Annotated in this window: 18 protein-coding genes and 1 other RNA gene; 13 read left to right on the top strand and 6 right to left on the bottom strand. The window is 45.4% G+C overall.

The window, feature by feature from the left end; translation table 11 throughout:
• Positions 1-99: 99 nt before the first annotated feature.
• Positions 100-1,446 (top strand): UDP-N-acetylmuramoyl-L-alanine--D-glutamate ligase, encoded by a 1,347-nt coding sequence (gene murD / locus QUA25_RS06195; RefSeq protein ID WP_333036381.1) that lies wholly within the window; start codon positions 100-102, stop codon positions 1,444-1,446.
• 138 nt (positions 1,447-1,584) lie between these two features.
• Here murD and QUA25_RS06190 read toward each other — a convergent pair whose 3' ends face one another.
• From QUA25_RS06190 to QUA25_RS06175, 4 genes are all read right to left on the bottom strand, one after another.
• Positions 1,585-1,758: a hypothetical protein gene (locus tag QUA25_RS06190; RefSeq protein WP_333036379.1), complete on the bottom strand. Its 174-nt coding sequence runs from the start codon at positions 1,756-1,758 to the stop codon at positions 1,585-1,587.
• A 36-nt stretch (positions 1,759-1,794) separates the two neighbouring features.
• Positions 1,795-2,157, bottom strand: a complete 363-nt coding sequence (locus tag QUA25_RS06185; protein ID WP_333036406.1) for a hypothetical protein — start codon at positions 2,155-2,157, stop codon at positions 1,795-1,797.
• On the bottom strand, positions 2,126-2,308 hold the full coding sequence (locus QUA25_RS06180) for a hypothetical protein (protein ID WP_333036377.1): 183 nt from the start codon (positions 2,306-2,308) through the stop codon (positions 2,126-2,128). The genes QUA25_RS06185 and QUA25_RS06180 overlap by 32 nt, the downstream gene beginning before the upstream one ends.
• 84 nt (positions 2,309-2,392) lie before the next feature.
• Positions 2,393-2,809 carry an MAPEG family protein gene (locus QUA25_RS06175; RefSeq protein ID WP_333036375.1) on the bottom strand — a complete coding sequence of 139 codons (417 nt, stop codon included), beginning with the start codon at positions 2,807-2,809 and terminating at the stop codon, positions 2,393-2,395.
• Between the two features lie 31 nt (positions 2,810-2,840).
• On the opposite strand from QUA25_RS06175, the gene QUA25_RS06170 reads away from it, so the two are divergent.
• The 3 genes from QUA25_RS06170 to QUA25_RS06160 all read left to right on the top strand — a co-directional run bounded on the left by QUA25_RS06170 (position 2,841) and on the right by QUA25_RS06160 (position 4,499).
• Positions 2,841-3,056, top strand: coding sequence for a hypothetical protein (locus QUA25_RS06170; RefSeq protein ID WP_333036373.1), 216 nt, complete (start codon positions 2,841-2,843; stop codon positions 3,054-3,056).
• A 228-nt stretch (positions 3,057-3,284) separates the two neighbouring features.
• Positions 3,285-4,064, top strand: coding sequence for a class I SAM-dependent methyltransferase (locus QUA25_RS06165; RefSeq protein ID WP_333036371.1), 780 nt, complete (start codon positions 3,285-3,287; stop codon positions 4,062-4,064).
• Between the two features lie 99 nt (positions 4,065-4,163).
• Positions 4,164-4,499: a cupin domain-containing protein gene (locus tag QUA25_RS06160; RefSeq protein ID WP_333036370.1), complete on the top strand. Its 336-nt coding sequence runs from the start codon at positions 4,164-4,166 to the stop codon at positions 4,497-4,499.
• A 162-nt stretch (positions 4,500-4,661) separates the two neighbouring features.
• Here the strand turns inward: QUA25_RS06160 and QUA25_RS06155 are convergent, their stop codons facing one another.
• Entirely contained in the window at positions 4,662-5,363 is a 702-nt protein-coding gene (locus QUA25_RS06155) for a Crp/Fnr family transcriptional regulator (RefSeq protein ID WP_333036369.1), read from the bottom strand.
• 45 nt (positions 5,364-5,408) lie between these two features.
• Between QUA25_RS06155 and QUA25_RS06150 the strand changes: the two genes are divergently transcribed.
• The 5 genes from QUA25_RS06150 (at position 5,409) to QUA25_RS06130 (ending at position 10,685) form a co-directional block, all read left to right on the top strand.
• Positions 5,409-5,927 (top strand): CdiA C-terminal domain-containing protein, encoded by a 519-nt coding sequence (locus tag QUA25_RS06150; RefSeq protein ID WP_333036368.1) that lies wholly within the window; start codon positions 5,409-5,411, stop codon positions 5,925-5,927.
• A complete protein-coding gene (locus QUA25_RS06145; RefSeq protein WP_333036367.1) occupies positions 5,902-6,945 on the top strand; it encodes a thiazole synthase in 1,044 nt (347 codons plus the stop codon). The genes QUA25_RS06150 and QUA25_RS06145 overlap by 26 nt, the downstream gene beginning before the upstream one ends.
• Before the next feature lie 69 nt (positions 6,946-7,014).
• Positions 7,015-7,182, top strand: coding sequence for a photosystem II assembly protein Psb34 (gene psb34 / locus QUA25_RS06140; protein WP_106333461.1), 168 nt, complete (start codon positions 7,015-7,017; stop codon positions 7,180-7,182).
• Between the two features lie 431 nt (positions 7,183-7,613).
• Positions 7,614-9,887 (top strand): tetratricopeptide repeat protein, encoded by a 2,274-nt coding sequence (locus QUA25_RS06135; RefSeq protein ID WP_333036366.1) that lies wholly within the window; start codon positions 7,614-7,616, stop codon positions 9,885-9,887.
• A 105-nt stretch (positions 9,888-9,992) separates the two neighbouring features.
• Complete coding sequence (locus QUA25_RS06130) at positions 9,993-10,685, top strand: response regulator transcription factor (protein WP_333036365.1); 693 nt, start codon at positions 9,993-9,995, stop codon at positions 10,683-10,685.
• A gap of 110 nt (positions 10,686-10,795) precedes the next feature.
• Here the strand turns inward: QUA25_RS06130 and hemG are convergent, their stop codons facing one another.
• Entirely contained in the window at positions 10,796-12,256 is a 1,461-nt protein-coding gene (gene hemG, locus QUA25_RS06125) for a protoporphyrinogen oxidase (protein WP_333036364.1), read from the bottom strand.
• Positions 12,257-12,290: 34 nt separating this feature from the next.
• On the opposite strand from hemG, the gene QUA25_RS06120 reads away from it, so the two are divergent.
• The 4 genes from QUA25_RS06120 to rnpB all read left to right on the top strand — a co-directional run bounded on the left by QUA25_RS06120 (position 12,291) and on the right by rnpB (position 19,375).
• Positions 12,291-12,455, top strand: a complete 165-nt coding sequence (locus QUA25_RS06120) for a hypothetical protein (RefSeq protein ID WP_333036363.1) — start codon at positions 12,291-12,293, stop codon at positions 12,453-12,455.
• 677 nt (positions 12,456-13,132) lie between these two features.
• Positions 13,133-17,368, top strand: coding sequence for a PAS domain S-box protein (locus QUA25_RS06115; RefSeq protein ID WP_333036362.1), 4,236 nt, complete (start codon positions 13,133-13,135; stop codon positions 17,366-17,368).
• A 76-nt stretch (positions 17,369-17,444) separates the two neighbouring features.
• Positions 17,445-18,623: a magnesium/cobalt transporter CorA gene (corA, locus tag QUA25_RS06110; protein WP_333036361.1), complete on the top strand. Its 1,179-nt coding sequence runs from the start codon at positions 17,445-17,447 to the stop codon at positions 18,621-18,623.
• Between the two features lie 318 nt (positions 18,624-18,941).
• Positions 18,942-19,375: RNase P RNA component class A (rnpB, locus tag QUA25_RS06105), an RNA gene on the top strand.
• The last annotated feature ends 270 nt before the right edge of the window (positions 19,376-19,645 follow it).

The raw sequence follows: 19,645 nt of genomic DNA, 5'->3' as shown, positions 1-19,645 counted from the left end.
TCATAATTTAAGCAAAATGGCCAATAGCCAACAACAGATCCCAGGTTAAGATATAAACTTATAAAACCAGGGAAATTCGCTCCACCACACACACAGCTTATGCCGATCGCTCATATCATTGGACTCGGAAAATCAGGAATTGCCGCCGCAAGACTGCTAAAACGCGAAGGATGGGAAGTAACGCTGAGCGATCGCTCATCTTCCCCAAATTTGCTTGAACAGCAACAGGAATTCGCTAACGAAGGAATTCATGTGGAGTTAGGTAAATCTTTTGAACCAGTCGAATCTATAGAATTAATAGTAGTAAGTCCGGGCGTTCCCTGGGACAGTCCAGCATTAGTGCGCGCCAGAGAGTTAGGGATTGAAACAATCGGAGAAATGGCTCTCGCGTGGCGTTACCTCAAATCTCCTTGGGTGGGAATTACTGGCACTAATGGCAAAACTACTACTACTGCTTTAATTGCGGCTATTTTTGAAGAGGCCGGGCTTTACGCTCCCGCTTGCGGCAATATTGGTTATGCTGCGTGCGAATTAGCTTTAGCCGAAAAACCGCCGGATTGGGTAATCGCAGAAATCAGCAGCTATCAGATAGAATCCTCGCCGTTTGTAGCGCCACGGATCGGAGTTTTGACGACTTTGACGCCGGATCACCTCAGCCGCCACAAAACTTTAGAAAATTACTACAACATTAAAGCGCATTTGCTGAAAAAGTCTGAATTGCAAGTAATCAACGGCGACGATCCTTGTTTGCGCCAGCAAGGAGTTGACGTTTGGCCGGATGCGTGTTGGACGAGTGTCAAAGGTGAAAAAGAACTCTTGGGAAAACGCACTTTTGGAGCGTACATCGAAAACGGTTGGGTAATAGCTCAAAGCGAGAAAATTCTAGCTGCTGATTCTTTGCGGATGGTGGGAGAACACAATTTGCAGAATTTGTTAATGGCGGTGGCGGCGGCTAATTTGGCGGGGATAGAGAAAAGTGCGATCGTCCGGGCGATCGCTAAATTCCCCGGAGTTTCGCACCGCCTCGAACACATCTGCACATGGGAAGGCATAGATTTCATCAACGACAGCAAAGCTACCAATTATGACGCCGCCCAAGTCGGGTTGGCTTCAGTGAGCGCACCGGCGATTTTAATTGCCGGCGGCGACGCCAAAGAAGGAGACGATCGCGCATGGATTGATACAATAAAAGCAAAAGCTGCTGCGGTGTTGCTAATTGGAGATGCAGCGAGTCTTTTTGCCGATCGGCTCGCACAAGCAAATTACAACGCTTGGGAAATAGTCGAAACAATGGAACGAGCCATCCCGCGAGCAGCAGAATTAGCCCAACAGAATCATGCTAAAGTAGTCCTGCTTTCCCCAGCCTGTGCTAGCTTCGATCAATACCAAAACTTCGAGCAACGGGGCGATCATTTCCGCCAATTATGCCTCGAATCCCTAGTTTAGATATGTCATTGTTCGCTGTGTACAAATTAAGATTGTTCTACACAGCGAACAATAAAAAAATTAAATCTGCGTTCATCTGCATCTATCGGCTTACATCTGGGGTTAAAAATTAAAACCTCTGATTTCCACCCATCTACTTTAACTAACAGTCTGCCAAACAGTCTTAATCCTATCCTGTTGTTCCCATTCTAGCTCATAAAAAACTATCATTATTTCCTCATGAGTATAATCAATAATGATTGCCGCCAAATGAGCAGCGGTTTCCGCTTCCAGCATGGCTGTTTTTAACTTAGCCATTGCCTCTTTATCCATTAGCACTAAAGTTTGAATATTGACCTCACTTTCATTTTAATTGTGTCTGCAAATGTCTTTTAATTTGGTCTTAAAATCAGCAATCTGAGCAGCGCTTATTGTATCAGAATGCGGCGAAGAGATTTTAAATTCTTCGCTGCAAAGCTGAGAAAGCAATTTTTCATCAATATCCAGAATCCGGTCTTCGGAAGCGACATTTTTTTGTAACAAAGTTGCGATTTCCCTTTCCAGTTGGCGATAGCCTTGCTGAAAGAAATCTTGAGAGTTAGAACGAAACAAACCGCTATTGACTTGCTGAATTTGGCTGGGTGTCAGCGATTGAGCCGAGACAGCAGCCGGAAATCCCAAAGATGCTGCTAGCCACCAGCTAAAAATTATCTGTTTGAGAATGCTGTTCATCACTGTCGGGAGGATTTTGTACCTCAGTTGGTTTCTCGTTTTCTGACTCGCTTGCTAATTCATCTTCTCGTTCAAGTTTTTCTTGCCATTCGACAAGCTGCTGAAAAAGTTTCGGGTTAATTTCAAATACGGGTTTGTTGGTTTCTGACATATTTACTCCTAACATTTATTACATTTAACTGGTTCCCAGGCAGAGCCTGGAAACGAGTAGAAAAACAATTATGTCGATCGCAAGCTAGGCTCCAACCTTCAGCAGTGACATAATTATGCCTGTTAAGGAACCCCCAAGCAAAGCTAAAGTAGCTAAGGTACTAATGCCAAATCCTGCCGCTCTTTTTTCAGCAGCTTGATAGTAACCCCAAGCAAACAAAATGCGTCCAACTATCCAAACTGTGCCGATACCAGCGCCCCAAATTGGGCTGATAAATTGCGAGAACAGCCACAGCGAGGGCAAAAATAGAATCATTTGCTCTAAGGTATTTTGCTGAACTCGCACCACTCGCTCAAAGTCTGGGTTTCCTGTCATCTGCGGGGGAGAAACTTTGTATTTGAATCTAGCTCTGCCGACGTTGATGGTAACAACGAAGTAGACAATTAATGCTGAAACAGTAATTAGACTAGGCCAAAGTGTCGCGTTTGCTTCTGCGAGCATGATTCGGTATTATTGGGGTGGAGTATATATCTTGATTATAAATCAATTATTGCCGATCGCGTTATTCATCGCCATCCCGTCATTCAAAGCAGCGGATTTGATGCAACTGCTGGGTATTAGTGGCGCGGCAATTCCTGGCAATTCCTTTCGGGTTCCGCGACATCCTCGAAAACTTGCTGGCTGGGATTTTGATTCTTTTGCTCGCCCCTGCATACGGATACAAGCCCCCGACTCTTGTCGTCAGTAGCCCAAATTTTAGACTTTTATTCAACCTCCCAGATTCATCTGTGGAGTAAATCTAAAATCTAAAATCTAAAATCTAAAATTTGTAGAGTAAATTTAAAATCTAAAATCTAAAACTGTAAAAATTGAGGAGGCTGACACAGCCTACGATAATTTGAATATGAGCTAGATCATAGAAAGATTTGGGAGAATTTGGCAAACTGAGAGTAAGGTTAAATAGGAGGTCAATTTAATGACCAATACTGCTCTCAATTTTAAGACTGCACCCGGACATGAAGTTCTGGCCGCAGCGGGTAAGAAAATGTTGAGGCCGGGGGGGAAATTTGCTACGGAACAGTTATTTGAATGGGCGGATTTTCAGCCTGGGGAGACTGTTTTGGAGTTGGCTGCTAGTTTTGGATATAGTTCGATCGCCCTTGCTGAACGTTTTGGTGTAAAAGTAGTGGGAGTTGAGAAAAATCCCGAGAGTGTGGCCCGCGCTCGTGCTAATGTTGCAGCAGCCGGTTTGAGCGATCGAGTGGAAATTGTGGAAGAAGATATTTTTCACTTGGATCGGATTTCCCAACAGTTTGATTGGGTGTTGGCTGAAGCTATCCTGACAATGCAGTCGCCGTCAGGGAAAGCTAAAATTGTATCGGGAATTTGCGATCGTTTAAAACCTGGTGGCAAGTTTCTTTCTCACGAACTTTTAGTTAAAAACCGAGAAGCTGAAATTCACAAAGCTTTATCAGAAGTGATTCGCGTCAATTCAACGCCTTTGTCTGAGTCTGGCTGGATTGCTGTTTACCAAAACGCGGGTTTGCAAGTAGAAAAGTGTCAAACTGGGGCGATGGGACTCCTCAATTTGCCGCGAATGCTGCAAGATGAAGGGTTTGTGGGTACTGTGCGGATTTTGTGGAATATATTAAGTCGATCGCAAATTCGCGATCGTATCTTAGCAATGCGTCGAGTTTTCCAGCATTACCAAGAGGATCTAGGCTACATCGTTATCTCTGCCAAAAAACAATCTTAACCGATTCAATTGATTTTCGATTTTCACTTTTCGATGGAAGAAAGTGAAGCCACTGATAAATTCAAGGCTTGTGACCAAATTAATTAATTGTCAAAAACTATGACTACTACTCTTTTACCGCTACAATCTTCAGCAATCCAACTCCGAGACGCAATTGAATATCCCGCCGCCGGAGTGCTGAACAAAATTTTAGTCAAAGACAAGAATTGTCAGTACAGTTTATTTTGTCTGGCAGCAGGAACAGAAATTTCGGAACACTCTTCGGCACGGAATGCCACAGTTAATGTCATAGAAGGAAAGGGTATTTTGACTTTGGAAGGGAAGGATATTGTTTTGGAACCGGGGGTATTTGTCTTTATGCCCGGTCAAGCTCTTCACGCTTTGAAAGCTGAAGAAAACTTGGCGTTTATTTTGACACTTTCTGAAGTCAATTAATTCCAGAAATATAGCTCTGGGGGCGGCTTTAAAACCATAATTCCTTAAATTAAACCTCATAAACCCGCCCCGATTCATCGATTCTGGGGGCGGTTTTATATAGTTAGTGTCAGTCAAATATTGTTTGTGAAAGCAGCCCTACAAGCATTGGGATGTTAACCTTTAGTCTATTTCATCTCCAGAGGCGACATCCTCCAATTTGTTCCAATCCAATACAATAATTTTACCGCCTCGACTGTAGGATACAAACGGCTTGAGTTTCTTAAACAACCGCACGCATTCTTCGTAGGTAATTCCTATACTGCGAGCAATTTGATAGTAGGGAAAACGTTTTTCTAAACATACACTATTATCCGCAATCTTCGTACCTTGCTCGACGGCAAAGTAATGAATAAATCGGGCCAGCCGGACGATCGCCCTTTCCGACACCAAACCGTGCACAGTCTCGTGCAGTTGTTGCAACCGCTGATTAAAAACCGCCAATATTCGCAAGGCAATCTCAGGATTTTCCCGAATTGCTGCTAGCAAAAATTCCCGTTCTGTGGTAAGAACTTGCACCTCAGTTTCTGCCGTCACCGTTGCGGGGGCAATGCCGTTGCCTAGCAAAGCAGGTGCAGCAAAAATATCTCCCTGAAATAAAGTGCGGAGAATTGTTTCTTTGCCTGCCGCCGCTGTTTTTGCAACCCGAAGAGAACCGCTCAAAAGAGTGTATAATTTTTCGGGGATGCGATCGCCCTCATACATCACAACTTCTCCCTGTCGGTAACTGCAAATTACTGTGTGTTCTTGCAATCGCTCTAATTCAGTTTGGTTTAAGCTGGCAAATATTCCAATTTTAGCCACTTGCTCGACAGTTGCTTTCATGCAGTTAACTCTACTAGCTCGCAGTTCAATAAGAGTACAATAACGGTGAATCCAGAATACATCCAGCAAAGCAGAGCCATCTACGAAAATGCAGAACCAGAATATCGGCGGCATTATTTTGACGAGCTAGCTGGCGGATTTGTGCTCGTCCACCAACACCACAATCTTAATGATTCGGAAAGTTTTGTGGCTGAAGTTTTGGCTAAAATAGGAAAGAGAGTTAGACTTTTGAGCGAACAAGCACCGTCTGGAACTAAAACTCCAGACGCTGACGTTGACGGTCAAATTTGCGAATTTAAGGAATTAACAAAAGAGTCGAGTAATCTCAAAAATAGAGTACAAGAAGGGTTTGGAAAAGCCAAAAATCAAAGTGCAAATGCAGTCATTTTTCACGTAAATATAGAAATTTACGACATTCGAGAGATAGACGAAGGCATCAGGCAAGCCATATATTGGGATGTTAAGCATCTCATGCAAACTATCATTTTGGTTTTTAACAACCAATCTGTTCTAAAAATTACTAGAGAGGAATGGGAAAATGGGCAGCGTTTTTCAAGAATTTGAAGAAATCGTAAATAGTGGTATAAAAAATAATATGCCGCGGGATGCAAGATTGATTATTGTTGGAGAGATCCTCTACGCAGTAACTCGGGACGAACTAACCAATAAAGAAGGTTGGCTGCTAGAAAATATGCTCGGAGGCAGAGAAGAATGGGAAAAGGGGCTAGAATATGCTATTTTTGGAGATCCAAAACACGGACACATAGCGCCAACCCTAACTATCTCCGATCAACCTCTGGTTATTGCCGGCAAAACTTTTCATTCTCGCTTGATGACGGGGACGGGAAAATATCGCAGCATTGCAGAAATGCAGCAAAGTGTCAACGCTAGCAGGTGCGAAATTGTGACTGTAGCTGTGCGGCGAGTGCAAACAAATGCTCCCGGTCATGAAGGATTGGCAGAGGCTCTTGATTGGACGAAAATTTGGATGCTGCCAAATACTGCCGGTTGTCAAACTGCGGATGAGGCGATTAGAGTAGCTCGTTTGGGCCGGGAAATGGCCAAACTTTTAGGGCAAGAAGACAATAATTTTGTCAAGTTAGAAGTGATTCCCGATGCTAAATATTTGCTGCCAGATCCGATCGGCACTTTGGAAGCTGCAGAACAATTAGTTAAAGAAGGTTTTGCCGTTTTGCCCTACATCAATGCTGATCCCCTGCTGGCAAAACGCCTCGAAGAAGTCGGTTGTGCGACAGTCATGCCTTTAGGTTCGCCCATAGGTTCAGGGCAAGGGATCAACAATGCGGCCAACATTCAAATAATTATTGACACGGTAAATATTCCTGTGGTAGTCGATGCGGGAATCGGAACACCCAGCGAAGCGGCCAGAGCAATGGAAATGGGAGCAGATGCACTGTTGATTAATTCCGCGATCGCCAATGCCCAAAATTCCCCCGCAATGGCAAAAGCAATGGGAATGGCAGCAGAAGCGGGGCGGATGGCGTACTTAGCAGGCAGAATGCCGATCAAAGATTACGCGATCGCCTCTTCTCCGCAAACAGGCACTGTCACATCCAAATAAATTCCTGAATTTTCCTGGGCGCTTTTTTGGTAGAGTTGTAAACATCAAAAATATTAAGGATTGTGACTGATGCCTTACATCAAAGATGACGATGGACGCCTGAACAACTTTGCTAAAGAGCCGAAGGTGTATGAAGCCGTACCTCCCAACAAAAATCAGCAACGCAACTACATCATCATGGGTATTGCAGCAGCCATGTTAGTCGCCGGTTTGGTGTACGTGGCTGCCTCCGTCTGAAAACTGCCCTGAGACTCAAAGCTGCTTCAAATCGCAATTTTAAATAATCCTTCGAGAAACCATGTTTTCCTTTCCCAAGGAAACATGGTTTTTGTGTTTCAATACAAAGCAGGGAGTTGCGACAATCCTGAAGCGTGCCGAGCGAGCTGGAAAGCTAAATAAGACGAGCATAAATTTGGTGTTTTCCTCTTGGCTGTCGGGTTCAGGGACTTGGGTTGCACTTAATCACACTGGTTCGCCACCCACATAAAATTGCCAATTGAAAATCCACAATCCTTTAGTCATCACCGGTGCGATTGACTGCCTTCGGGGCTTAGTTGTGAGTTATGAGTGATCGAGATTTCAACTCTCAACTCTAAAATCTACAATCTACAATCCAAAAATCTAAAACCTAAAACCTAAAATCTAAAATCTAAAATCGGCTGATCCTGATGTCTATTCCTTCCCAAAAAGTTTCTAGCTCAAACAAGCTGATCTACCAACGCTTGAAACAGGCGATCGACCTCAATTTACGCCGTCAAATTTTTATTGCCGCCTGCGACGACTTGTGCTTGCGAGACTGTCTGGCAGCCCGCTTGCAGACAGAATTAGCGGCAGAGGGCGCAGGCTCAGATCCTCGCTCCCCGATCGACTACCCCCGATTTGTCAGTTTGGAACTCGACTTAAGCGATCCAAATCCTTGGGGTTCGATCGCCGCGTGGCTGACCCAACACCCACCGCCGCAAAACAGGGGCAGCTACAGCCCTTTGCCGGGATTTCAAATTCTTGGGGCAGAACACCTGACCAGGCAGTCAGCAGCCGTGCAGTGGTCGTTCCTGAGCTATTTGAGAGACATCGAAGCAAACCTGCAAATGTGCGAGTCTACTGTGTTGCTGTGGGTGTCGCGGCCCTGGCTGAGTTCGATCGAGCACTCCGCCCCGGAATTTTGGCACTGGCGAACCGGAGTATTTGAGTTTGAAGGCGAACCAACTCCAGCTAAGGGAGACTTCGGGCACTTTGATGACTTCGGGAACTCAGGAGACTTGCGAAACCTGCGGGACAACGGAGACTTTGGCAACCAACTTTTAATATCTTCTTTCTCTGGACAATCCCCAATTCCCGACGAACAATCCCCAATTTCCTATCCCCCGTCCCCAGCGCCTGATTCTAAATCCGTCCAACTGACAGATGACGAACAATCCCCAATTTCCCATCCCCCGTCCCCAGCGCCTGATTCTAAATCCGTCCAACTGGCAGATTTGGTGCTAGCAGCGGCTTCTGAGGAGTTGGAAGCAGAAAATGATGCCGCATCGGAGGACAATTTTCTGCCGCTGCAAACTCTGCAATACATCGAACTGCTGCAAGAACATCAGTGTTCTTGCGAAGCTTTGGCTTTGGCCTATCACAGTTTGGGGAATTACTACCGCGATCGCATCCTGGGCGGAGACATTTCAGAGCAAAACCTGACAATCGCCATTCGCGCGATCGAACAAGTGATTGCATATCTCGACGTTGACACCAACTCGCAGCAAAATCAACCACTAACTGATGAATGCGCGCGGCTGATTGCCCAATTGACACAAAATTTAACTCAGTACGCCCAGGAGTCCAACAGCCTACCGCCAATTTCCGATCTGCTTAACGATCTCGGCACTCTCTATTGGATGCTATCGCGCGATCGCACCAATGCCCTCAACGCCTCAGATCCAGTATCCAGCCTTGAACGCAGCATCGCTCTCTACCTTGAAGGTTTGAACCGAACAGATAGCGAAACCGTACCCCAAACCCGCGTTAGATTAAACAAAAATTTGGGCATCGCTTCGGCCGATTTAGCCCGCTATCGAGACAAAACAGAGAACTTGCAGCACGCAGTTGCAGCTTACCAACAAGCGCTGCTGGATCTAGACCCCGCCGTGGAGCCTCAGCAGTACGCTGCTGCTCAGAATAATTTGGCGACAGCATACTGGAATTTAGCCCAAGATGGTGAGCCGATCGTATATCTCAAAAGCGCGATCGCAGCTTACACCCAAGCCCTCTCCTGCTACAGTCCCGAACGAGAACCCCTCAACTATGCCGGAGTCCAAAACAACCTCGGTACCGCCTGCTGGAACCTCGCCCAGCACGAACCCTCAGAACCCCTGCTAGTCAGGGCGATTTCCGCCTACCGCGAAGCATTGAAATACCGCACCCGAGAATTAGTACCCGCAGCAGCAGCCGCCACCTACAATAATCTCGGTACCGCTTATTGGCATTTGGCGAACCAGTTTCAGCAGAAACGAGCGCGGACGGAATCATTGCAGCAGGCGATTACCGCCTACGAAGCCGCCCTGGATATCGCCGGAGAGCTCGATCGAACCCAGCTCACTTTTGACGCCTTGGCCGCCCGCAACAATCTCGGACTAGCCCACTATCAACTAGCCATAGAACCAGATTTTGCCGCTAATAAAGCTGCACAGACAAGCCATCTAGAAGCAGCACTGCACCACCAGTTGCAAGTGTGCGCCGAATGGGGACAACATCTCAATGACAAAGGGTTAACATATGGGGATAAACTCAACCTGCAAGCCCCGGCAAACTCCCAAGCTGCTGATTCCAGGCAAACAGCATTGAGCTATATTGTCAAAACGATTAGAGCTTTCTATAGTGAATGTGGGCTGCCAGGCCAAAATTTAGCCTTATCCAAAGTTCCTGGAGATTTATTGCCTGAAATTTTGCGTAGGTTATAAATAGGGCTATAACTATTAAAAGCTCAATTTTTTCGAGATTTGTATCCAGTTTTCTATTATTATGGCTGAATATTCTTGCCTAATTCTTCAAGCAAACTTGTGGTCATGGCCCCTGTAAAAATCCTTGTGGTTGATGACGACCCGGCAATCCGAAATTTAATTCACCGTTTTTTGAGCCAGCAAGGTTATCAAGTTGAGTCTGGCGAGGACGGTCAGACTGGTCTGGAATTATTTGAGCAACTCAATCCTGACTTAGTAGTTCTAGATGTAAATTTACCTGATACAACTGGCTACAAACTGTGTCAAGAAATGCAAAGACGCACGGGCGTGTTTGTGTTAATGCTGACTGCCCGAACCGATGAAGCTGACAAAATGAAAGGGTTTGCCGAAGGTGCTGACGACTACATTACTAAACCTTTTAGTCTTGTAGAAATTGGAGCTCGCGTTGCAGCAATTTTGAAGCGCAAACGCATTGTTACTCCCGCCGAACAACAAACTCTTACTTTTGGGGAGCTACTAATAGATCCGGTTCGCCGCGAGGTAATTCTCGGCAGTCAGATAGTTGCTTTGACTGCTTTAGAATTCGATCTGCTGTACTGTTTGGCCAGCAAACCAGGTCGCGTGTGGAGGCGATCGGAATTGCTTCATGAAGTGTGGGACTACGAGTATGTAGGAGCCGATCGTGTGGTGGATGTCCATATAGGTCAAATTCGCCGCAAAATTGAACCAGATGCCACTCAAATTTCGATGATTCAAACCGTTAGGGGGGTGGGTTACAAGTTTGAACCCACAACCTAGTAATATTCGGCATTGGGCATCGGATATGAAGGCAGAAGGCTGTAGGTGCGGGTTCACCAATATCTCGGATTAACATACTCGATATTTGTAAACCCGCCCTCTCCACATAATCATTGAGATCGAGTATCTGATTGTTTGTTCTGCAAATACTCGCCCACTTCTCGTGCACGCTCAAAACCCCTTCGCACGCAATCTCCCAAAGCCACGCCGCCAACGTAGTTGCTGCACAAATACAGCCCAGGCAAAGATTTTAAGCCCTCATCGATTTGTTGCAGGCGATCGAAATGCCCCAAATTGTACTGAGGAATCGCCCGCTTCCACACATTCACCGCCAAAACTTTTGGCTGTGGCACATCTGGTTTCAGCAAAATCCGAGACAAATCTCGGTGCACCTCCCGAACGATTTGTTCTGAGTCGAGATTGCCAATTTCCGAATCAGTAGCCCCGCCGATGTAACTGCTGAGAGTTTGCCACCCTGCAGGCGCGCGATCGGCAAATAAACTCGATGTCCAAATCGTCCCCAGAGTGCGAATTCCCTGCCCCCTCGGAATTAAATTTCCAAAACCCACTAATTTTTCCTTGACATCTGACTGCGGATATGCTAATACGACGCAGGCAACCGTAGGATAAGTAAAAGCTTGTAAAGCACTGCTAACTTGCGGTTGCAGAGGCTGCAACAAATCGGCTGTAACGTAAGCGGGCGTTGTCAAAACCACGGTGCGCGCTTCAACTTCCTGCTGTCCGTCGGGCGTCGAGAATACAGCAATGTAAGTTTCGCGTTCTGTACGCTGGAGGCGAGTCAGGTGCCAATTGAGTTTCACACGATCGCCCAATTGAGCAGCGATCGCCTCTGGCAAAGCCTTCAAGCCCTGTTTAAACGAACCCAACTCCCCCGGCCTAGTCTTAGGAACATTCGGGTCTGCAGGCAATTTTTTCGGTCTTTTCCTAGCAGAAAGCAGCGCCCCCGCCACCAGCCCGCCACCCACATCAGCCATCTTTGCTACCCGGCCAAAAGCCGCCGCCGCGCTAAGTTGTTGCGGATCGCCGGCATAAACCCCAGAAACAAAAGGTTCCACCAACCGCTGCATCACTTCCGTACCGAGATGACGGCGGAAAAATTGAGAAACAGTTTCCTCGTTACCCTGCTGCGAAAGTCGATCGCCCATTGCCGGCCCGACAAAGCCCAAAGCCCCGAACAACGCCCGCAGTTTCCCTGGAAAACTCAGCAACTGAGACTGAATCATCGCCGGTGGAGTCATCGGCACCGGTTGCAGCTTTTTTTGCCAATAAACATAACGAGGCAATTTGCGATCGGCAAAAATCAACTCTTGCTTCAATCCCACATCCACAGCCAACTTCATCAATTCTGGCGTCGGCGAAAAACTGTTCGGGCCCTCCTCCCAGAGAAACCCTTCCGCTGTCACAGTGGTGATGTTCCCGCCCACACGTCCTTGACTCTCAGCGACTAAAATCTTCAGCGAGGATGGACTCGTTGCTTCCTTGTGAAGTGCGTGCGCCAAACTCAAACCGCTAATACCCGCACCCACAATTAAGGTATCTAATAGTTCCATATTACATAGAAAAATATCGCAATCTTTATGTTACATGGCTTTGCACGGCTTGCGTTCTTTGCTTCGCGTACTGCCAAACCGCTTTCTGATTACCGAATTGGGAATTGCGAATCGAGAATTGAGAATCGGGAATTGGGAATTGGGAATCGGTAAGCTGTCTGGCATTTCTAAAGCATTTTTCTCGCAGGTTGTGGATTAACCTCTGCCCGCCTCCCCGTCTCTCGGTCTCTCCATCTCGCTTTTGTATCCGCTGGGTCTGGTTTAAAAAAAGAGCATCTGCTGTAATTAAGCTCTATTCCCCAAAATACTATATTCTTTAAAATTTTTGTATTATAGGGAACAGCGCCGAAAATTGCACCGGGAAACGCAGCAGTACAGTGCCCAAAAAGATTTGAGTGGGTTAAACTAACTTTAGGAAAATTTTACAGCTTAAGCAAGTCAGCACCCCGCTCTGAAGAGATGCGGCTTTATGCCCTAATCAAAAGAGAGAGTTGACTTGCGATCGTCTTAACTGATTACGTTATCAAAATTATGGGTGTAAGCTCAAGCTGCTATGCGATCGCGGGTGAAATATTGGAAACGGTAATTGTTCCGTTGAGAATAGATCGTAAAAGTACCAAGCGACCAAGTAGCCCCGTGTAGGAATAATCAATATTCAAGGCGGTGAAAACTGCCTGATGCGTGCTACCTCGATCACTCTACTCACATCTTGCACAATTCTCAAGAACAGGCTTTCCGCCCTGTTCCACAAAGAGTTAATTTCTTGTGGGGTGGGCATCCTGTCGGCTCATAAAAGCTTATTGAAAATGGTGCAACATATGAGTCTAAAGACACGAGGTTTTCATAATACTAAGCTTTTCTCATGAAAAAATACCCATGCAGGAAGTTATCAACTCGTTTCAGTCTTTTTTCTCTAACTCTGTTGATGCTTTCCTAGAGTGCGATCGACAGCAAAAGTACCTATCGATCAATCCTGTCGCTGCTGCTTGGATGGGATTGGAGCCTACTGAAATAGTCAACCAAACTAATCAGGAATTATTAAAATTATATCCCAATAATGCTGCTGTCAAAAATATAATCTCGCAGATTGATTCTTGCCTGCAACAAGTATTTATAACCGGGAAAAAACGGCTGGCAATTCATGAGGTGACGGCGGCAGACGGCGGGATAAAAATTTACGAAACGGCTTACACGCCAGCGGTGGATGCCTCTAGCAACCAGATGCGGGTTTTCGGCGTTGGTAGAGATATCACCAGGCACTACCGCTGGCAGCAGCAGAAAACTCAACAGTTACGCCGATCGAACCATTTACTGTGGTTGAATGCAGCTAACAGTCCGCTGGCAATGGTAGGCTGGGATGAAGATTTTCGCATCGTTCAGTGGTCGAAACGGGCCGAGGAAATCTTTGGCTGGACATCCGATGAGATGATGGGCAAGCAGTTCGGCGATTTGGCTTTGGTTTGCGAAGAAGATAGAGAGGCTGTAAGCGCGATCGAGATCGAACTAGCCACTGGCAACGGCAATACTTCAATTAACCGCAACTATACTAAAAGCGGGCAGGTAATTTGGTGTCGCTGGTTCAACTCGATTATTCGCAGCGGCGACACTTTTACCGTGCTTTCTTTGGTGGAAGATATCACCGATCGCAAACGGTTGGAAGCAGAAAAAGCCCAAGCTTCTCGCCTCACAGCCATGGTAGCCGATGTGGGTATTGCCCTCACCAGACACCCTCAAGATATCCTGCTTCCCTGCTGCGAGGCAATGGTGCGGAATCTCGATGTCGCTTCGGCTGAAATTTGGACTTTCAACTCTCAACATAATGTTTGGGAATTGCAAGCAGCATCGGGCATCTACAGCCGCACAGGCGATCGGGCTAGGTTTATTGAAAGTAAGGTTAACTCGATCGCCAAACAGCAAAAACCGGAATTTGACTGCGGATTTGAACTGAATAATTTTGGACTCTCAGAGGAAGAATCCGCAAAAGCAACAGAGGCGCAAAGTTCCGAAGTAGCAATTATCAACACCAGCCAAAAGCCGACAAATTGCCCAATCCCCAAGCAAATTCTCACCTTTGCCGGCTACCCTTTGATAGTCGAAGAACGGCTGGTGGGAGTGATGGTTATTATCAGTCGCCAGCCGCTGACAGCACCTTTTCAGGAAACTTTAGCATCGGTTGCCGATGTCATCGCTTTAGGCATCGAACGCAAGCGTGCAGAAGCTGAATTAAAATCCGCTAGAGGGTTTCTCAATTCCGTAGTAGAAAATCTGCCGGTGGGAGTTTTTGCTAAAGATGCTTCTTCGCTGAAATTTGTGCTGTGGAATAAAGCGGGAGAAACGATCGCAGGTGTTACCTCTCAAGAGGCGATCGGCAAAAATGACTACGATATTTACCCCAAAGAACAAGCTGATGTTTTTACTGCTCAAGACAGGGAAATATTGACCAGTGATCACCACCAATCTACTGTAAAAGACATAGCCGAAGAGCCGATCCAAACTCGCCACAAAGGTATGAGAATACTGCACACCCGCAAAGTGCCAATTCTCGACGCCGCAGGCCGTCCTCAGTACGTGTTGGGGATTACTGAAGATATTACCGAACGCAGGCAGGTAGACGAAAGCGTGCGCCTCTACGACCAAATTGTGGAGAATATGCAAATTGGTTTGTACGTCTATCATTTAGAAAATATAGACGATGACAGCACTCTCCGGGCGATCGCCTCAAATCCCGCGGCTACCCTATTTACCGGATTAGAAATGGCTGATGTTTTGGGAATGACAATCGACGAGATTTTTCCCCAACTGCGATCGAAAAAAATTCCCCAAGCATTTGCTTCGGTAATTCGCACCCAGAAAGCCGTAGAACTTGAAGATATTGACTGCGATGAAGGCGGTCGAATAACTCGCGCTTTTTCTATTAAAGCTTTTCCATTACCCAACAACTGCGTCGGTGTTGCTTTTGAAAACATTACTGCTCGCAAGTGCCTAGAACTAGAACTGCAGGCGTCTTTGGAAAAAACAGAACGTTCAGAACAACTCCTGCGTACAGTAATAGACAAAACCAGCGACTGGATTTTTGCAAAAGACAAAAATTTTCGGTGTATTTTGGCCAACAGGAGTTTCGCTCAAGCGATCGGTAAAACAGTCGAAGAAATAATTGGTAAATCCGACTTAGAATTAGGATTTTCCGAAGATCTAGTGTTTGGGAATTCCGCCAAAAATATCCGAGGATTCCGCACAGACGACTTTGCTGTACTGGCAGGCGAAATCATCCACAATCCGTGCGATCAGGCAACTATTGCTGATGGCTCAGTACATATTTTTGATACCCAAAAACTTCCCCTGCGCGACGCTGAAGGTAATGTATTTGCAGTGCTAGCTTTCGCTCACGATATTACCGAACGCCATGAATCGGAAGCAGCTTTGCGTAGAAGTGAATCAAGATTTAGGTCTTTGGTTGCTAATATTCCCGGAGTGGTTTATCGCTGGAAGTGCGATTTTTCAACTAATTTTATTAGCGATGCCGTTTACTTATTAACTGGCTACCATGCAGCAGATTTTATTTGGCTTTTGGACGGGGGATGCCGGACTTTTGCTAGTATTATTTACCTGGAAGATTTGGCAAAAGTAGAAACAACTATTCGGAAAAGTATAGAAAACAAAGAGTCTTATAACTTGGAATACCGCTTGCTAGCAGCAGACGGCACGGTTAAATGGGTGTGGGATAAAGGTTCTCCTGTGTTCGACGCAGAGGGAAACGTTTGCTATTTGGACGGGGTGATTTTTGATATTAGCGATCGGTACTACGCTGAGGAAGCATTGCGCCAAAAAACTTTAGAGTTAGAAGCAGTTTTTCGCGCTTTGCCTGATTTGTATTTTCGACTAGATGCTAACGGTATAATTGTGGATTATTTGTCAGGAACTTCTTCGAGTTTATACGTACCTCCCGAACATTTTATGGGTCAACGAATGACAGACGTATTGCCACACAATGTCGCCTGCCAATTTGCCCAAGCAATCTTTGAAGTTTCCGAAACAAGAAATTCAATCGATATAGAATATTCGCTTTCCATGTCGGAAGAAGAAAAAACTTATGAAGCCCGACTCTTGCCGTTTAATTCAGATCAGATTATTATTCTAGCCCGCAATATTACCAAGCGCAAACAAGCCGAAGCTCAATTAAAACATAAAAATTGCCAGCTAGAGCAAACATTGAAACAATTAGGCAGGACTCAAGCTCAACTAATTCAAGCGGAAAAAATGTCTGGTTTGGGACAGCTAGTGGCGGGAATTGCCCACGAAATCAATAATCCTGTCAGTTTTATTTATGGTAATATCACTTACGCTAGTGAGTATGCCAAAAACTTGCTGGAACTGTGCAGTTTGTATCACGCACACTACCCGGAACCTGTTGCTGTTATCCAAGATTTGGCAGAAGAAATAGAACTGGAATTCATGAAAGAGGATTTCCCGCATCTGCTGACTTCAATTCAAACCGGAGCCGAGCGAATTCGTCAAATAGTTCTGTCTTTGCGTAACTTTTCCCGGCTGGAAGAATCAGATATTAAGCGTGTTAACATTCACGAGGGAATAGACAGCGCTCTGTTAATTTTGCAACACAAAATTAAAGAAAATGGCAGGAATCGTCCTATTCAAATAGTTAAAGAATATGGGGAATTGCCACAGGTACAGTGCTACGTGGGGCAGTTAAATCAAGTATTTATGAATATTTTAAATAATGCTATTGATGCTTTAGCGGATGTCAGAAATAGGAAGTTGGAATTGGCGAGTTATTCAGAAGAAGAACGGCAAGATTTTGCTAGTTTACCTTTAACTTTCGACACATTGCCGTGGATTCGGATTCGCACGGAGGTTCTGGAGAACAATCGGGTTGCGATCGCAATTTCCGATAACGGGTGTGGAATGGCAGAGTCTGTTAAATGTCGGGTATTTGACCCGTTTTTTACTACTAAACCAGTAGGCAAAGGTACAGGTTTGGGACTGTCTATCTCCTATCAGATTGTGGTGGAAAGACACGGAGGGACGCTGCAGTGCATTTCCGCGCCGGGAGAGGGAACTGAATTTGCGATCGAGATTCCAATTCGGCAGAGGTAATGAGTCATTGGTAATTGGTAGTTGCACGATAAAAATGATAATCTAATTAAAGGTTGTAAAAGTCAGGAATATTAGCATGGTATACAAAAGCATACATACTTCTAATGCCGTTGCCAAACCAATTAAAGATGAGGATGATGATGATTCCTACGTTGACTATTTTTATGACGATCAGGGGGCTCCGCCGGGAACTCTCGACTTAGAACCCGATGCGCCACCTCCCGAGATTGTATTAATTGACTATTGCGAAACAGCAGCTACTCGCGCTCACTTGGCAAATCCTCAAGAAGGTGCTGCGTATTTAGATACAGCATCTGTTTCTTGGGTTGATATGTTGGGATTAGGAAACAAAGAAACTTGGCGGCAAATGGCCGAAGTATTTAATTTGCACGTAATGGCTCAGGAAGATGTAGTTAATGTTCCCCAGCGACCGAAAGTTGTAGATTATGAAGAACACATTTTAATCATTGCTTGGATGGTGATGCTGCATCCAGAAGCAGATACTTTTCATAAAGAACAAGTAAGTTTTATTTTGGGCAAGCATTACCTGCTAACTGTTCAGGAAGAACCCGACTATGATTGTTTTGGTCCCGTGCGCGATCGCATTCGTAAAGGACAAGGAATGATTCGCAAACACGGAGCAGATTATCTGGCTTATACTCTGTTAGATTCGATTATAGATGGATTCTTCCCTGTATTAGAAGTTTATGGAGAGCGCATTGAAGAACTAGAGGATGAAGTGGTGGTGAACCCCACCCGTAAAACCCTGGAAAAGATCTATAAAATCCGGCGAGAATTGCTGACTCTGCGCCGCGCCATTTGGCCGCAGCGGGATGCAATTAATGTTTTAATTCGAGATAGCAGTGATTTAATTAGTCCAGAGGTGCGAATTTACCTGCGCGACTGTTACGATCACACAGTGCAGGTGATGGATATGGTGGAAACATATCGAGAGTTGTCGTCGGGTTTGATGGATGTTTACTTGTCTTCTGTTGGTAATAAAATGAATGAAATCATGAAATTGCTGACGGTTATTTCGAGTATCTTTATTCCTCTAACTTTTGTGGCTGGAGTATACGGGATGAATTTCAATACAGAGAAATCGCCCTGGAATATGCCCGAACTGAATTGGTATTTTGGCTATCCACTTTGTTGGGCAATTATGCTAGCTATCGCCTCTGGTTTAGTTTACTTTTTCTGGCGGCGCGGCTGGTTTGATAATTTTTCTACTATCAAAGATGACTCATTAAAGTAACCGAATTGAAGATTTGAGATTTAGGATTGAATATTGAAAAATTCCAAATCCTGTTAGGTAAAAAGGTTTCCTGCCCCTAGTTGAATCCGTGCGATAAATCCTTGGATGATAATTGCCAAATTTTTATCCTCCTGATTCATCCGTGAGTGATTTTAAGGGGAGTTGCAGGGAAAGTTAATTGTTGGGCGGGCTTTCGGGCCCACCGTACAAGAGTTTGAATAAACACAAATGTCCAAATTAAGTGGGCGACAAGTTAAAATATTCAATCTCAAATCCCAAATTGATTGACGAACGATCGCGTACAATAAATCTGGGGAAAAAGTAGGCGCAGGCGGTTGCGGATGAGCGAAAGCTTGTCTGAGGAAAGTCCGGGCTCCCGAAAAACCAAACTTGCTGGGTAACGCCCAGTGCGAGCGATCGTGAGGATAGTGCCACAGAAAGATACCGCCCCCCGATTTGAGATTTGAGATTTGAGATTTGAGATTGAATCAAAAATCAAGCATCGAAAATCGCAAAGTGTTAGGGGGTAAGGGTGCAAAGGTGCGGTAAGAGCGCACCAGCAGCATCGAGAGGTGCTGGCTCGGTAAACCCCAGTTGGGAGCAAGGTCGGAGGAACTATGGTTGGTTTTTTACCAGTTCCGTTTTTTGGTACCGCTTGAGGCGTCTGGTAACAGGCGCCCCAGATAGATAACTGCCCTCGAAAACTGCTTGCAGTTGAGAGAACAGAACCCGGCTTATGTCCGACTCTTTCCCCACCCAAATTTGGGTAATGTGCTTAGGGCATATTTGTCAAGGTGTAGTTAAGGTGTTTGCGTCATCGTAACCGTTGAGCTTTATTCTTGATATGTTATTTATTGCTAATTATCTATCAAATAAAGAAGATTTATCGATCGCCCGAAGCAGAGATTTCCCGCGTTTGAGCCACTTCTTCACACCTTGACAGAGCGGACTATAAGCACCGGCAGGACTATTTAGTTTTTTAATAAAAAGCTTTTTAGTGATATGAATCTGATCCCCTTTTT

The sequence above is a fragment of the Microcoleus sp. Pol17C6 genome, assembly GCF_036701145.1.
Taxonomy (GTDB): Bacteria; Cyanobacteriota; Cyanobacteriia; order Cyanobacteriales; family Microcoleaceae; genus Microcoleus.
This window is presented reverse-complemented; position numbering and strand designations above follow the sequence as displayed.